General features: G+C 63.2%; 12 protein-coding genes. 7 read left to right on the top strand and 5 right to left on the bottom strand.

From position 1 onward, the window contains the following. Positions 1 to 129: 129 nt before the first annotated feature. Positions 130 to 1,170, bottom strand: a complete 1,041-nt coding sequence (locus H6F58_RS15075; RefSeq protein WP_244652622.1) for a LacI family DNA-binding transcriptional regulator — start codon at positions 1,168 to 1,170, stop codon at positions 130 to 132. 121 nt (positions 1,171 to 1,291) lie between these two features. Here H6F58_RS15075 and H6F58_RS15070 point away from each other — a divergent pair, with 121 nt between their 5' ends. The 5 genes from H6F58_RS15070 (at position 1,292) to H6F58_RS15050 (ending at position 7,118) form a co-directional block, all read left to right on the top strand. Continuing rightward, the gene (locus tag H6F58_RS15070) at positions 1,292 to 2,251 is read left to right on the top strand and encodes a sugar ABC transporter permease (protein ID WP_171919848.1); all 960 of its coding nucleotides are present in this window, start codon (positions 1,292 to 1,294) and stop codon (positions 2,249 to 2,251) included. Positions 2,252 to 2,253: 2 nt separating this feature from the next. Next, positions 2,254 to 3,159, top strand: coding sequence for a carbohydrate ABC transporter permease (locus H6F58_RS15065; RefSeq protein ID WP_195182080.1), 906 nt, complete (start codon positions 2,254 to 2,256; stop codon positions 3,157 to 3,159). Between the two features lie 49 nt (positions 3,160 to 3,208). Next, complete coding sequence (locus H6F58_RS15060) at positions 3,209 to 4,513, top strand: sugar ABC transporter substrate-binding protein (RefSeq protein WP_195182079.1); 1,305 nt, start codon at positions 3,209 to 3,211, stop codon at positions 4,511 to 4,513. A gap of 72 nt (positions 4,514 to 4,585) precedes the next feature. Beyond that, a complete protein-coding gene (locus H6F58_RS15055) occupies positions 4,586 to 6,664 on the top strand; it encodes a beta-galactosidase (RefSeq protein WP_195182078.1) in 2,079 nt (692 codons plus the stop codon). Positions 6,665 to 6,806: 142 nt separating this feature from the next. Beyond that, positions 6,807 to 7,118 (top strand): putative quinol monooxygenase, encoded by a 312-nt coding sequence (locus H6F58_RS15050; protein ID WP_195182077.1) that lies wholly within the window; start codon positions 6,807 to 6,809, stop codon positions 7,116 to 7,118. A gap of 28 nt (positions 7,119 to 7,146) precedes the next feature. Here H6F58_RS15050 and galE read toward each other — a convergent pair whose 3' ends face one another. The 4 genes from galE to H6F58_RS15030 are packed head-to-tail and all read right to left on the bottom strand — an operon-like array spanning position 7,147 to position 11,211. Then, entirely contained in the window at positions 7,147 to 8,109 is a 963-nt protein-coding gene (galE, locus tag H6F58_RS15045) for a UDP-glucose 4-epimerase GalE (protein ID WP_195182076.1), read from the bottom strand. Continuing rightward, positions 8,106 to 9,302 (bottom strand): galactokinase, encoded by a 1,197-nt coding sequence (galK, locus tag H6F58_RS15040; RefSeq protein WP_195182075.1) that lies wholly within the window; start codon positions 9,300 to 9,302, stop codon positions 8,106 to 8,108. The genes galE and galK overlap by 4 nt, the downstream gene beginning before the upstream one ends. Then, positions 9,299 to 10,429, bottom strand: coding sequence for a galactose-1-phosphate uridylyltransferase (galT, locus tag H6F58_RS15035; RefSeq protein ID WP_195182074.1), 1,131 nt, complete (start codon positions 10,427 to 10,429; stop codon positions 9,299 to 9,301). Before galT ends, galK begins: the two co-directional genes overlap by 4 nt. After that, on the bottom strand, positions 10,429 to 11,211 hold the full coding sequence (locus tag H6F58_RS15030) for a DeoR/GlpR family DNA-binding transcription regulator (RefSeq protein WP_195182073.1): 783 nt from the start codon (positions 11,209 to 11,211) through the stop codon (positions 10,429 to 10,431). The genes galT and H6F58_RS15030 overlap by 1 nt, the downstream gene beginning before the upstream one ends. Positions 11,212 to 11,382: 171 nt before the next feature. On the opposite strand from H6F58_RS15030, the gene H6F58_RS15025 reads away from it, so the two are divergent. Continuing rightward, positions 11,383 to 13,650, top strand: coding sequence for an alpha-galactosidase (locus H6F58_RS15025; RefSeq protein WP_195182072.1), 2,268 nt, complete (start codon positions 11,383 to 11,385; stop codon positions 13,648 to 13,650). Next, on the top strand, positions 13,647 to 14,567 hold the full coding sequence (locus H6F58_RS15020; RefSeq protein WP_195182071.1) for a sugar ABC transporter permease: 921 nt from the start codon (positions 13,647 to 13,649) through the stop codon (positions 14,565 to 14,567). Before H6F58_RS15025 ends, H6F58_RS15020 begins: the two co-directional genes overlap by 4 nt. The last annotated feature ends 1 nt before the right edge of the window (position 14,568 follow it).

The raw sequence follows: 14,568 nt of genomic DNA, 5'->3' as shown, positions 1-14,568 counted from the left end.
TCGTGCGAATGACTATGTGGCGGCCGGCCGGGCACCACGCATCGACGTGATGTTAGCGTAAACATAGTCGGAATCGCGCGACTTGTGAACCCCCTGGGCAACCCGGGGCGCACAAAATTCAGTCGGCCATCAGCTGCCGGCGCGTGGAGCCGCGGTGCTGGCGCGCTGGACGAATCGCGTGGGAACAATGGAGGTTCCCGGCTTCTGCTCGCCGGTGCGCAATTGCTCCAAAATGGCCGCGACGCTGCGCCGGCCGACCTCGGCAAAATCCTGGTGGATGGTGGTCAGCGGGGGCGAATACGCGGGAGTGTCCGCCGAGTCATCGAAGCCCACCACGCTCAGGTCCTCGGGGATGCGCCGCCCGGCTTCGGCGGCCGCGCGGTAGAGCCCCAGCGCCATCTGGTCATTGGCGCAGAACACCGCGGTGCACTCGGTGTCGGCAACCAGGATCCGGCCCGCTTCATAGCCGGACTCGGCGCTCCAGTCTCCGCGCACCACCTCCTTGGCCTCGCACCCTGCTTCCAGCAGGGTGTCACGCCACCCGTCCACGCGCCGCTGGGCGGCATAGGAGGATTCCGGGCCGGCCAGGTGCCGCACGCTGCGATGACCCAGTTCGAGCAGGTGGCGGGTTGCCTGCCGCGCACCGTCGGCCTGGTCGGTGTCCACCACGGTGTAGGCATCTCCGGCATCGGAGTCAACCACGACGGTTGGCACGCCCCGGGGCAGCACCACCTTGGCGCGGTCCAGCAGGTGGACCTCGACGATGACGGCGACCGCGTCCACCGCCAGCTCCCCCAGCCGCCCGAAGGCGTGCTCCACCCCGCCGTGGGTCGGCAGGTCCACCGGGATGAGCGTCACCGCATACCCGGCCCCGGCCGCGGCGGCGGAAATCGCCTGGATGGTCCGATGGTTGCCGAGGGTCTCCAGCGAAAAGGTGATGACGCCGATGGTGTGGAAGGATCCCAGCTTCAACGCCCGGGCGGCGCTGTTGGGCCGATATCCCAGCTCATCCATGGCCTTGAGCACCAGTTCCCGCGTTTGCGGAACCACGCCCTGGTAGCCGTTGGAGACCCGGGACACCGTCTGGGCCGACACTCCGGCGCGACGCGCCACATCGGCCATGGAAACATGGCGCTTCCGCCCTTCGCGAAGGGGATATCCACTAGTCATAAATGACAGATTACCGCCGAAAAAGAATTTGGGGGTTGGCGTAACGCAAATCACATCCTAGGATGTTTACGTAAACATCGGCCCGTCAACGGACGGCGGATGAGCTGAACTAAGGATCCGCATGACCAATACGATTACGTCGCCGCCGGCCCGCGCGCCCCGCACCCCGCACAGCGCGCGGACTACGCCGGCGCCACGCAGGCAACGCAGCTTCGCATCACGCGCACGGTGGACCGGCTGGGGGTTCCTCGCCCCGTTCATGGCCGTCTTCCTGCTGGTGTTCATCGCCCCGATCGCCTACTCGATCTACCTCAGCCTGTTCCATACGCAATTGGTCGGCGGCACCTCCTTTGTCGGCTTCGACAACTACCTGCGCGCCTTCAGCGACCCGGTCTTCTGGGGCGGGCTGCTGCGCGTCTCCTTGTTCCTGGCCATCCAGGTGCCCATCATGCTGGGCATCTCCTTGCTGGTGGCCCTGGCCGTGGACTCCGGGCGGCTCTATGGATCCGACTTCTTCCGGATCTCGGTCTTCCTGCCCTACGCGGTTCCCGCCGTGGTCGCCAGCCTGATGTGGGGCTTCATGTACGGGACGCGCTTCGGGCTGGTAGGCCAGATCAACGAGTTCTTCGGCTGGAGCATCCCCGACCTGCTTGGACCGCAGATCATCCTCGCCTCCATCGGCAACATCGTGACCTGGGAGTTCGTCGGCTACAACATGCTGATCTTCTACGCCGCGCTGCGCGTGATCCCCTCCTCGCTGTATGAGGCGGCGGCGATCGACGGGGCCGGCCAGTGGCGGGTCATCGGAGCCATCAAGATCCCCGCGATCCGCGGCGCCCTGGTGGTGGCCACGATCTTCTCGATCATCGGCAGCTTCCAGCTGTTCAACGAGCCGAGCATCCTGCAAGCCCTGGCTCCCAACTCCATCACCTCCGCGTACACCCCCAACCTTTACGCCTATTCGCTGTCCTTCGCCGGGCAGCAGCAGAACTACTCGGCCACCGTGGCCATCGTCATGGGCGTGATCACCATGGTGATCGCCTACGCCGTGCAGCTGCGCGGCATGCGGAAGGAAGCCTGAACATGGCCTTGACAACACTCCGACCAGCGGCAGCCCGCAGCCGCGGGACCCTGCACACCCCGGGCCGCCCCAAGCGCAGCCTGCTGCTGACCATCGTGACCGGCATCGTGCTGGTGTACTCGCTGATCCCGCTGATCTGGCTGCTGATCAACTCCACCAAATCGCAGGGCGACCTGTTCTCCACCTTCGGGTTGTGGTTCGGCAGCGAGTTCAACTTCTTCGAGAACCTCGCCCGCGCGCTGTCCTACGATGACGGGATCTTCCTGCGCTGGCTGGGCAACACCCTGCTGTATGTGGCCGCGGGAGCCGGTGGCGCCACGCTGTTGGCCGTGCTCGGCGGCTATGCGCTGGCCAAATTCGAATTCCCCGGGAAGAAGACCGTATTCGCCGTGGTCATCGGCGCCGTGGCCGTGCCGGGCACCGCGCTGGCGGTTCCCACCTTCTGGATGTTCAGCAGCATGAGCCTGACCGACACCCCGTGGGCCATCATCATCCCGTCGCTCATCTCCCCCTTCGGCCTGTACCTGATGTGGTCCTTCGCCAAGGAGGCCATCCCCGCGGACCTCATGGAGGCTGCGCGCATCGACGGGGCCAGCGAATTGCGCACCTTCTGGCAGGTCTGCCTGCCGCTGCTGGCCCCCGGCACCGTCACCGTGCTGCTGTTCACCATGGTGGCCACCTGGAACAACTACTTCCTGCCCTTGATCATGCTGCGCGATCCCGACTGGTTCCCGCTGACCCTGGGACTGAACCAGTGGAACTCGCAGGCCGCCACCGCCGGCGGCGAAGCGATTTTCGACCTGGTCCTGATGGGCTCGCTGTTGACCATCATCCCGCTGATCATCGCCTTCCTCTTCCTCCAGCGCTACTGGCAGTCAGGCCTTTCAGCCGGCGGCGTCAAGGAATAACCCAGCAATCCACGCAGAATTTCCAACCAAACGAACGGGAAACACCAACATGTCTTCTAAGACCAGCCGCCGCCTGCTCACCGGCACCGCCTTGGCACTGTCCGCAACCCTCGGGCTCACCGCTTGCGGCGGCAGCCAGGACCCCAGCGAGGCCGCCGCCGAGGGCGGGGAATTGACCATTTGGGCGTGGGAGCCCACGCTCGACGCGGTGGTCGATGCCTACGAGGCCGAACACCCCGAGGTGAAGATCGACCTGGTGAACGTCGGCACCGGCAATGACCAGTACACCGCCCTGCAGAACGCCATCAGCGCAGGCTCCGGCGGACCGGACCTGGCGCAGATCGAATACTTCGCCATGGGCCAGTTCGAGCTCGGCGAATCCCTGGCCGAGCTGAACGAATTCGGCGCGGACCAGCTGGCCAGCCAGTTCGCCACCGGCCCCTGGGAAGGGATGAGCACCGACGGCTCGGTCTACGGGCTGCCCATGGACTCCGGGCCCATGGCGATGTTCTACAACCAGAGCCTCTTCGAGAAGCACAACATCCAAGTGCCGAAAACCTGGGAGGAGTATGCCGCGGCGGCCCGCAAGCTGCACCAGGCCGATCCCAAGGCCTACATGGTCAACGACACCGGCGATGCCGGCTTCATCACCTCGCTGATCTGGCAGGCCGGAGGCAAGCCGTTCAACACCCAGGGCACCGAGGTGGGCATCGATTTGGCCGATGAAGGCAGCAAAAAGGTCGCACAGCTGTGGCAGCCGCTGCTCGATGACGAGCTGGTCGCCCCGATCACCTCCTGGAGCGACCAGTGGTACCAGGGCCTGGGCGACGGGACGATCGCCTCCCTGGTGACCGGCGCGTGGATGCCAGCCAACCTGGAATCCGGCGTGCCAGATGGTTCCGGAGACTGGCGGGTAGCCCCGATGCCGCAGTGGGAAGACGGCACCATGGCCACCGCGGAAAACGGCGGCAGCGGCCTGAGCATTATGGAGAACAGCGAAAAAGCCGCCCTGGCCTATGACTTCCTGCAGTTCGCCACCGTCGGCGAGGGCGCTGACCTGCGCATCGAGCAGGGCGCCTTCCCGGCCACCACCAAGGACCTGGAAGATGAAAAGTTCCTGAATCGCAAGTTCGACTACTTCGGCGGGCAGCAGATCAACAAGGTCCTCTCCGAATCCTCCGCCTCGGTGATCGAAGGCTGGTCCTACCTGCCGTTCCAGGCCTACGCCAACAGCATCTTCAACGACACCGTGGGCAAGGCCTACATCGGCGACACCACCCTGGGCGATGGGCTGGCGGGCTGGCAGGACGCCCTGAAGGGCTACGCCACCGACCAGGGCTTCACCGCCAAGTAGCCACGCTCCATCGCGGCCACCGCCGCGGCCGAACACCACACCTTTCCCCGACGTGAGCCAGGAGGCCACTACATGCAACACCACCGCTGGTTGCGAACTCCCGATTCGAAGCAGCCGCGCCTTTCCTTCGGCGCCGATTACAACCCCGAGCAGTGGCCCCGCGAGGTCTGGGAAGAAGATGTCGAGCTCATGCGCCAGGCAGGGGTGGACGTGGTCAGCGTCGCGATCTTCTCCTGGGCCAAGCTGCAGCCCACCGAGGACAGCTGGGACTTCGCCTGGCTCGACGAGGTGCTGGAGCTGCTGCACGCCAACGGGATCGGCGTGGATCTGGCCACCGCCACCGCCTCGCCGCCGGCCTGGCTGAGCATCAAGCACCCCGAAATTCTGCCGGTGACCAGCGAAGGGCACACCCTGTGGCAGGGCGGCCGCCAGCACTGGCGCCCAACCAGCCCGGTGTTCCGCGGGTACGCGCTCGCGCTGGTGGAAAAGCTGGCCGAACGCTACAAGGACCACCCGGCGATTGTGGCCTGGCATGTGAACAACGAGCTGGGCTGCCACAACGCCTACGACTACTCCGATGACGCCGCGGCGGCCTTCCGGCTCTGGCTGGGCGAACGCTATGGCAGCATCGAGGCGCTGAACCACGCCTGGGGCACCGCCTTCTGGGCCCAGCAGTACGGCAGCTTCGAGCACATCCTGCCGCCGCGGCAGGCCGCCGCCTTCCCGAACCCCACCCAGCAACTGGACTTCGCCCGCTTCAGCTCCGACGCGTTAAAGGGGTACCTGGTTGCCGAGCGCCAGGTGCTGCGCCGCATCACCCCCGACATCCCGGTCACCACCAACTTCATGATCATGGGCGATACCGGATTCGCCGACTACGCCGACTGGGCGCAGGAAGTGGACTTCGTCTCCAACGACCACTACCGCCAGCCGGTGGGCCGCTCGCGAGACGAGCTGGGCTTCTCGGCGGCGCTGACCTCCGGGGTGGCGCATGGGGAACCCTGGTTCCTGATGGAGCATTCCACCAGCGCGGTGAACTGGCAGCCGGTCAACCGGCCCAAGGCCCCGGGAGAGCTGGCCCGCGACTCGCTGACCCATGTGGCCCATGGCGCCGACGCGGTCTGCTACTTCCAGTGGCGCCAGTCCGCCGCGGGAGCGGAGAAGTTCCACTCGGCCATGGTGCCGCACGCCGGCGCTGACTCGCGGATCTTCCGCGACGTGGTGGCCCTGGGCCAGCGCCTGGGCCAGCTCGGCCCGGTCCTGGGCAGCGGCCGTGCACCCTCCCGCGTGGCGATCCTGTTCGATTGGCAGTCCTGGTGGGGCAGCGAATTGGACTCGCACCCCACCGACCGGCTGCGCTACCGCGACGAGGCTTTCGCCTGGTGGTGCGCGCTGATCGACGCCGGCGTGCGTGCCGATGTGGTGCCAGCCAGCCACGACTTCTCCGGATACGACATGGTGATTGCGCCGGTGCTGTATTCGGTGCCGCGGCCCCTGGCCGGGCGCCTGGAGGACTACGCCCAGTCCGGCGGGCACCTGGTCACCACCTACTTCTCCGGCATCGTCGATGAAAATGACCATGCCTGGCTGGGCGGCTACCCCGGCGCCCTGCGCGAGGTGCTGGGCATCCGGGTCGAGGAGTTCCGCCCCTTGCACCACGGCGAATCGGTATCCCTTGGCGCAGTGCCGGGCCAGGGCGAGCTGTGGACCGAGATCGTGGATGTCATCGCGCAAGAGGTCGCGGTGCTCGCCACCTTTGAGCAGGACGAGGAGCTCGGCGGGTTGCCAGCGGTCACCCGCCGCGCCCTGGAGTCCGGCAGCGCCAGCTACGTGGCGACCCGGCTGGATGCCGAGTCCCGCGCGGCGGTCCTGGACAAGCTGCTGGAGGCCGCAGGCATCGAGTCCGAACTGCCCGAACAGCTGCGCGGCCAGGTTGAGTTCGCCTTGCGCCGCGGCGAGGAGGCCGACTACGCCTTCCTGATCAACCGGACCAACACCGAGCTGAGCCTGGAAGGCTTCGAGGGCCAGGTCATCGGCGGGGAGGATGCACCGGGCGGCCGGGGCACGCTGGCCGGGCGGGCGGTGGCCGTGCTTGAGGTGGCCCGCGATCGCTCCCGCGAGCTGGAAGCCGAAAGCGCCGGCATGCGCTAGCGCCAGGGCTGAAGAGGCAATATGGGGTGCCCCGCCATTGGCGGGGCACCCCGAGTTGTCTTGCCGCGGCCGATAGGCTGGCGAAAGCGCCGCCACAGGCAGCGCGATCCGGGCAATCTGCAAAGAATCAGGAACAGCGAATATGACCACGACCATCGTCACCGCCGTCTTCACGCCCCGCGAGGGCGCCAAGGATGAGCTGATCGCCGCGTTGCGCGAAGCCATCCCGGCCGTTCATGAAGAACAAGGCTGCGAGCTCTACGCGATCCACGATGCCGAAGACGGCACCATCACGATGCTGGAGAAGTGGACCACCCATGCCGACCTGGACGCCCACGGCGCCGGGCCTGCTGTGGAACGCCTCGGTTCGCTCATCGAGCCGTTCCTTGCCGCCCCGGCACAGGTCACCAAGATGACCCCGCTGCCTGCCGGGATGTCGCAGGGCGCGCTGTAGCCGCGCCCTGCTGAGCCCGGGCCTGTTCTCAGGCCCGGGACCCCGAGGCCTTCCAGGCGCTGGCGACCATCTGCTCCAGGCTGTGGCGCATGGCCCAGTCCAGGTCGCGGGCGGCCAGTTTCCCGTCGGCCACGATCCGGGCCGGGTCCCCGGCACGGCGCGGTTCCTCGATCGGGGTGAATGGGATGCCGGTGACGCGGGCAACGGCATCCATGATCTGGCGCACCGAAACCCCATCCCCGGAGCCCAGGTTGTAGACCGGTTCCAGTTCCTGTCCGGCTTCCAGCTTCCGGGCCGCTGCCACGTGGGCAAGGGCCAGGTCGGCGACGTGCACGTAGTCGCGCACGCAGGTGCCGTCGGGGGTGTCGTAGTCGGTGCCAAAGATCTTTGGCGTTCGCGAGCCGTTCAGCGCGGCGAACACCAGCGGGAAGAGATTGTGCGGGCTCGCGTCGTAGAGATCCTCGCTGCCCGAACCGACCACATTGAAGTAGCGCAATGACGTGTGCTTCAGGCCCCTGGCTACCGCCTGGTCGCGAATCAGCCATTCGCCGATGAGCTTGCTCTGCCCGTAGGGAGATTCCGGAAACGTTCCCGTGTCCTCGGTGACAATGGCTGCTGCTGGCGTGCCATACACCGCTGCCGATGAGGAGAACACCATATTCTGCACGCCTGACTGCTCCATGGCCTGGAGCAAGTGAGCGGTGCCGGTGACGTTCTGCTCAAAGGCCAACAGAGGATTTTTCACCGATTCACCAGCATATTTGTAACCCGCCAGGTGGATTACCCCGGTGATCTCGTGCCGGTCCATGATTTCGGCGAGCTTGTCGGCATCCAAGACGCTGGCCGAATAGAACGGCAGGTCCTCCGGGACAAATCGACGTACGCCACTGGACATGGAGTCAACGATGACCGGGTCCATTCCAGCTTTGGAAAGTGAACGGACCACGTGCGACCCGATATATCCGGCTCCTCCGGTTACCAGCCAGCTCATGCCCTGCCCGCTCCTTCATCAGCTATGACAGTGAAAATATTTGGGGTTTCAAATCCGGCCTTCGCAAATGCGTCATTAACCGCTTGGCTGACCGATGCAATGTGGTCGCGCTTGATCAGCGCGATGGAGCTTCCGCCAAAACCGCCGCCGGTCATTCGTGCGCCAATTGCGCCAGCCTTCAAGGATGCTTCGACCGCTGCATCCAGTTCTTCACAGGAAATCTCGTAGTCATCACGCATGGATACATGGGATTGGTACAAGAGCTTGCCTACCGCTTCCAGGTCGCCTGCTTCGAGGGCAGCCACGGTTTCCAAAACCCGCTGGTTCTCGGTGACAATGTGCTTTGCGCGGCGTCGAGCCAAGGGGTCCTCGACATCCTCGAGCTCAAGAACGCTGCCGACCTCGCGCAACGAGGAAACCTGCAGAGCCGCGGCGGCTTCTTCGCAGCTGCGCCGGCGGGCCGCATACCCGCCATCAACATGCGAATGCTCCACCCGAGTATCAATCACCAACACCACAGCATCATTCTGCGCCAACGGCAACGGCACCGCCCGGGAATCCATGGAACGGCAATCCAGGAACAACGCATGATCAGCATGGGACATCAGCGAAGCGCTCTGATCCATGATCCCCGTCGGAGCACCCACAAACTCATTCTCAGCCCGCTGCGTCAACTGCGCCATCTGCGTGAGCGACAACCCCAGCTCATAAAGGTCGTTGAGCGCAACAATCGTTCCGACTTCCAGCGCATGGGAAGAAGACAGCCCCGAACCCACCGGAACATCAGAATCCACCAGCAACTCAAAACCGGCCAGCTCGACACCCTCCAGCTGGTTCAACGCCCACACCACCGCCGCAGGATAAGCAGCCCAGCCGGAAATGGAAGTTGGCGCGAGGCCATCGACTGGAACGCTGGTGACTTCGGGAGACGTGTTTTGGCCATACGTTGATGCAAAACTCAGGATGTTCGGCTCCGGCTCCAGCTGGGATTTGCGCCGGATGGCCACCAGGGCATTCTTGTCGATGGCAAAGGGCAGGACGTAGCCCATGTTGTAGTCGGTGTGCTCGCCGATCAGGTTCACGCGTCCCGGCGCACGCCAGATGCCCTCGGGGTGATGACCATAAAGCTTGAAAAACTTCTGCCGCAAGTTGGCAATTCGTTGTGCCGTTTCCGGGCTGTCGCTGTTGTTCATAGGTTTACCTCGCGCAGTCTTGCTGCTGTCTGTTCCGGCGTAATGTCATTGATGAAGGCGCCCATGGCTGCCTCGGATCCGGCCAAGAATTTCAACTTGTCTTCGGCTCGCCGCGGGCTGGTCAGCTGAAGGTGCAATCGAGTGGCGGCCCGGTCTGCTTCATTCAGCGGTGCTTGGTGCCAGGCTGCGATGTATGGGGTTGGCGTGTCATAGAGCGCGTCAAAACGGCGCAGCAGATCCCGATACATGATCGCCAATTCGTCTTTTTCCTCTTCGGTCAAGGCCGCAAAATCCGGCACATGCCGGTGCGGGACGAGGTGGGCTTCCAACGGCCATCGTGCTGCATAGGGAACAAAAACGGTGAAATGCTCACCACGAGCGACAATGCGATCTGCGTCGTTGATCTCTGATTCCAGGATCTGCCCCAGCAAGGTCTTGTGCGTATTCTCGTAGTATTCGCGGGCCTGCGCAGCAATTTTCTTGGCTGTCGGCGTCACGTACGGATAGGCGTAAATCTGGCCGTGCGGGTGATGCAGGGTGACACCTATATCCTGGCCGCGATTCTCAAAAATGAATACTTGTTCAATGCCGTCCAGGGCCGAGAGCTCGCGGGTTCGCTGCGCCCACGCTTCCACAACTGTACGGGCACGGGTATCGCTCAAGGAGCCAAAGGAGCCTGCGTGATCAGGAGTGAAAACTACGACTTCGCAACGCCCTACGGCGCTGTGCGGTGCGTCTGGAAGCTGGGCATCCGTTGATGGCATTGGCAGCTGGCCAAGGGCTGGTCCGAGGGATGGGAAGCGGTTTTCAAAGACCACCACGTTGAAATCCTCGGTGGGGATCTCGCTGTGCCGCCCATCAACGCTCGGGCACAGCGGGCACTGGTCCTTGGGCGGAAGGTAGGTGCGCGACTGGCGGTGCGCTGCCACGGCCACCCAGTCGCCGGTCAGCCGGTCATAGCGCAGTTCACCGGGTTCGCCTCGAGGATCCAGTTCGCGTTCATCAGTGATTTGCTTGGGAAGCGCGTGGCCCGCGTCCGCGAAGAACACGGCTTCCCGGCCATCGGCCAAGCGATGGCTGGCCCACTGTCCGGCGTGAATTGTGGACGCTAGGTTCTCGGCTGCCATCAGGCTTTCTCCAGTCTCAGGTCTTGAATGTGTTCGGCAAGGGCTTCGACGTCCGCTGGCAACAGGGCGTCATCGGTAATGAGGGTGTCGATGGCGTCGAGTTCAGCAATTCGATACAGGCCCTTGGTGCCCCACTTGCTATGGTCGGCCAGCAAGATGCGGCTGTTGCTGCGTTCCAGGAAGAGGCGGTTTACTTCGACTTCCATCATGTTTGGCGTGCTCAGGCCATCCTCGATGCTGAATCCGTGGACACCCATGAAGCATCGGTCCACGTGCAGGGAAGAAATCGCTGCCGTCGCCAAGGGCCCCACCAGGGCATCTGACACGGTGCGCAGGCCACCGGTTAAGAGAACGGTTTGGCCTTCTGCAGGAGCGTCTTGGAGCAGGTCGGCGATGCGTGGCGAGTTGGTCACGACAGTGATGCGCGGGATCTGGCGCAAGGCTCGTGCCAGCGCAAAAGTGGTGGTTCCCGAGGTTAGGGAGACCGACATTCCTGGTTCAACCAGCTTGGCAGCCGCCGTTGCAATGGCTGCCTTTTCAGGCAGCTGAAGAGCAGATTTGCTGTGGAACCCCGGCTCATCCGCCGAAGATCCGGGCTGCAACTCGGCGCCACCGTGAACTTTGTGCAGCTCTCCGTCTTTGACCAACTGGTTGAGGTCACGTCGCACCGTCATGTCTGATACGCCAAATTCGGCGGCAAGGTCCGCAACCTTGGCCGCTCCGGCAGCGCGCACGCGCTCAAGAATCAGTTGTCGGCGACGGCCGGGCAGGTTCTCACTCACAGGGTCTCCATATCTTCCTCGCCACAGCGCGACACTGTTGGTTCGTCTTCACAATATAAACACAAGTCTGTTTATTTCAACACCCTTGTTGTTTGATTATGTTCATTCTATTATGATCTAACGCACACCAACTGACAACGTTGCCCTACGCTACTCAAAGAGGAACGCACCATGACTCATCATGCGGAACAACTAAACATTGACGCACAGCGCCTTGTTCATTTGAACAGTGGCAACGTGTCAGTGCTGATCGATCTTGGCTGGCAACAACTGCCATCCATCGTTCATTGGGGCGCCAGCCTCGGAGAGCTGAATTCCCATCAGGCTCGCAGCCTCGCTGACGCCAACATCAACCACCTCACCTCGAACAACCAGGACCTGGCGGTGCGCGCAGACATCCTCGGCTCCCAGCACGCCGGCTGGGCAGGACGCCCCGGGCTCAGTGGCACCCGGGCAGGTCGGGACTGGTCGCCACAGTTCACTGTTTCTTCGGCAACGCTCGAAACCGCAGATACGCAAAAGGCCCGCCTGGCCGGAGAGCTGACAACCGCTGCCGCCGCCACGTTGAGCGTCAACGCCTCGGACACCGAGTCCGGACTTGAGCTGGACGTTGATATCGAACTCACCGAACAGGGAGTCCTCAGGGCCCGTGGGACGTTGCGCAATACCGAAGCCAGCACGTATCAGGTCCATGAGCTTGGGCTGCTGCTCCCACTGCCTACCAATGCCAGCGAAATCCTCGACTTCGCCGGCCACTGGGGCAAAGAACGCGTTCCACAACGTCGCGAACTCACCATCGGCACCCACCTGCGCGAAAACCGGAAGGGGCGCACCGGAGCCGACTCCAGCTATGTGCTGAACGTTGGAGAACCAGGGTTCAATTTTGCCAGCGGAGAGCTTTGGGGCCTGCACCTGGGATATTCAGGCAATCAGCGCGTGTGGGCCGAAAAACTCTACGATGGCAACCGCGCGCTTGGCGCCAGCGAATTGCTGATGCCCGGAGAAATCGAGCTCAACCAGGACGAGAGCCTGAGCACCCCGTGGATCTACGGTGTCTACGGCGACGGCTTGGATGATCAGGCCCACCGGCTGCACAGCTGGCTGCGCGCCCGCCCCGCGCACCCGCGTCGCGCCCGTCCAGTCACACTCAATGTCTGGGAAGCGGTGTACTTCGACCACGACGAAACCAAGCTCAAGCTGCTGGCTGATCGCGCTGCGGAACTTGGCGTAGAACGCTATGTACTTGATGACGGCTGGTTCGGCTCACGCCGGGATGACACCTCAGGCCTCGGCGACTGGACCGTGTCACCCGAGGTATGGCCGCAGGGCCTGAACACCTTGATTGAGCACGTCACCTCCTTGGGCATGGAGTTCGGCCTGTGGTTTGAACCAGAAATGGTCAACGTGGATTCCGAGGTTGCCCGCAGCCATCCCGAATGGATCATGGCGCCCAGCGGCCGGCTTCCGCATGAAAGCCGAAACCAGCAAGTGCTGAACCTGGCCATTGAAGAAGCCTACGCGCACGTGCGCGACCAGATGGTTGCCGTACTTGAGGCCCACGACATTGCCTACATCAAGTGGGACCACAACCGCGATTTGCTTGAAGCCGGCAATCAGCTCACTGGCAAGGCATCTGTGCATGCCCAGACCCACGCCGCGTACCGGCTGATGGCCGAGCTCAAGGAACGCTTCCCCGAGCTGGAAATCGAATCCTGCTCCTCAGGCGGTGCCCGCGTGGATCTCGGAGTCCTGGAATACACGGACCGCGTCTGGGCATCTGACGACATTGATCCATTCGAGCGCCAGCAGATCCACCGTTGGACCCAGCAGCTGATCCCCGCAGAACTCATGGGGTCGCATGTTGCCTCGGGCGCATCGCACACCACCCACCGCAATCACAGCTTGCACTACCGTGCCGGCACCGCATTCTGGGGACATATGGGCATCGAGTGGGACCTGACAGAAGCTGATCTGGAGGACATGCAGGAACTGCGAGCCTGGATTGAATTCCACAAGCTGCATCGCGAGCTGCTGCACACCGGGCGCCTCGTGCGCGTTGACCAGTTCGATTCCTCTTTGGACATCCACGGAGTCGTCAGCCAAGACCGCACCGAAGCGCTCTTTGCCGTCGTGAGCCTGGCCCTGGCGGACACGGATCCCATCGGGAAGTTCAGATTTGCCGGGCTGGATAACTCCTTGAACTACGAAATCGTCGACGTCACACCCGGATTCCCGGCGAGCGCCGAGTACCAGAAGCGCCACCCGCAGTCCGCTCACCGCGAATTGAACATGCGTTTGCCAGGCTGGTGGCCAGTGGAGGAACCAGCCACGCTCAATGGAGCAGGGCTGCAAAAAGCCGGAGTCTTCAGCCCCTGGCTCAACCCAGAATCACTGCGCATCCTGCACCTGCGCGCCGTCAGCAATGAAGGATCCAAATGAGTTCCACCGCCCCCTACCGTTCATTGGGCGCCGCAAAGCGCAGCCGCCGTTCACGCCAGGACTTGCGCCTGGCCCTGATCTTCCTGACTCCAGCAGCCATTGGCTTTCTCGTGTTTCTGGTCTGGCCAACCCTGCGGGGAATCTGGCTCAGCTTCACCTCCTACAACTTGCTGACCCCCGCCGAATTTGTCGGCTTCTCCAACTACACGCGCATGTTCGGCGACCCCGTATTTTGGCAATCCATGCGGGTCACCGTCGAATATGTGGTGATCAATATTGGCTTGCAGACAGCGGTCGCACTGCTCATTGCGCTGCTCATGCACCGATTAACGCAGTCCACAATTCTGCGCGGCATCGTGCTCATGCCCTACCTGGTGTCCAACGTGGTCACGGCGATCGTCTTCTTGTGGGTATTGGATGTCCAGTTTGGTGTAGCCAACCAGATTCTCGAGTGGATTGGCGTGGACAAGATTGGCTTCCTCTCCGATGAAACCTGGGCGATTCCAACCATCGCGTTGATCAACGTATGGCGCCACGTCGGCTACACGGCGCTGTTGATCTTTGCCGGTCTGCAGATGCTGCCCAACGATGTTTTTGAAGCAGCCAAGCTAGACGGAGCCGGCGAATTCCGGTCCTTCTTCTCGATAACAGTGCCGCTGCTTCGCCCCATCCTTGCACTGGTGCTCATCATGACGGTCATCGGCTCCTTCCAGGTATTCGACACCGTCGCGGTGACCACCGGGGGCGGTCCGGCCAACGCCACCAACGTCCTGCAGCTCTACATCTATGACGTTGCCTTCGGACGTTTCCAGTTTGGATATGCCTCGGCCATGTCTGTAGCCCTGCTTCTCGTGCTAGGCATCATCACCTTCATCCAATTCCGCTTGACCCGCGCCGGGTCTAGCGACATGAACTAAC

It is taken from the genome of Glutamicibacter sp. FBE19 (assembly GCF_015524875.1).
Lineage (GTDB): Bacteria > Actinomycetota > Actinomycetes > Actinomycetales > Micrococcaceae > Glutamicibacter > Glutamicibacter halophytocola.
Note: the sequence above shows the minus strand (reverse complement) of the source record. Positions and strands in the feature narration are given on the sequence as shown.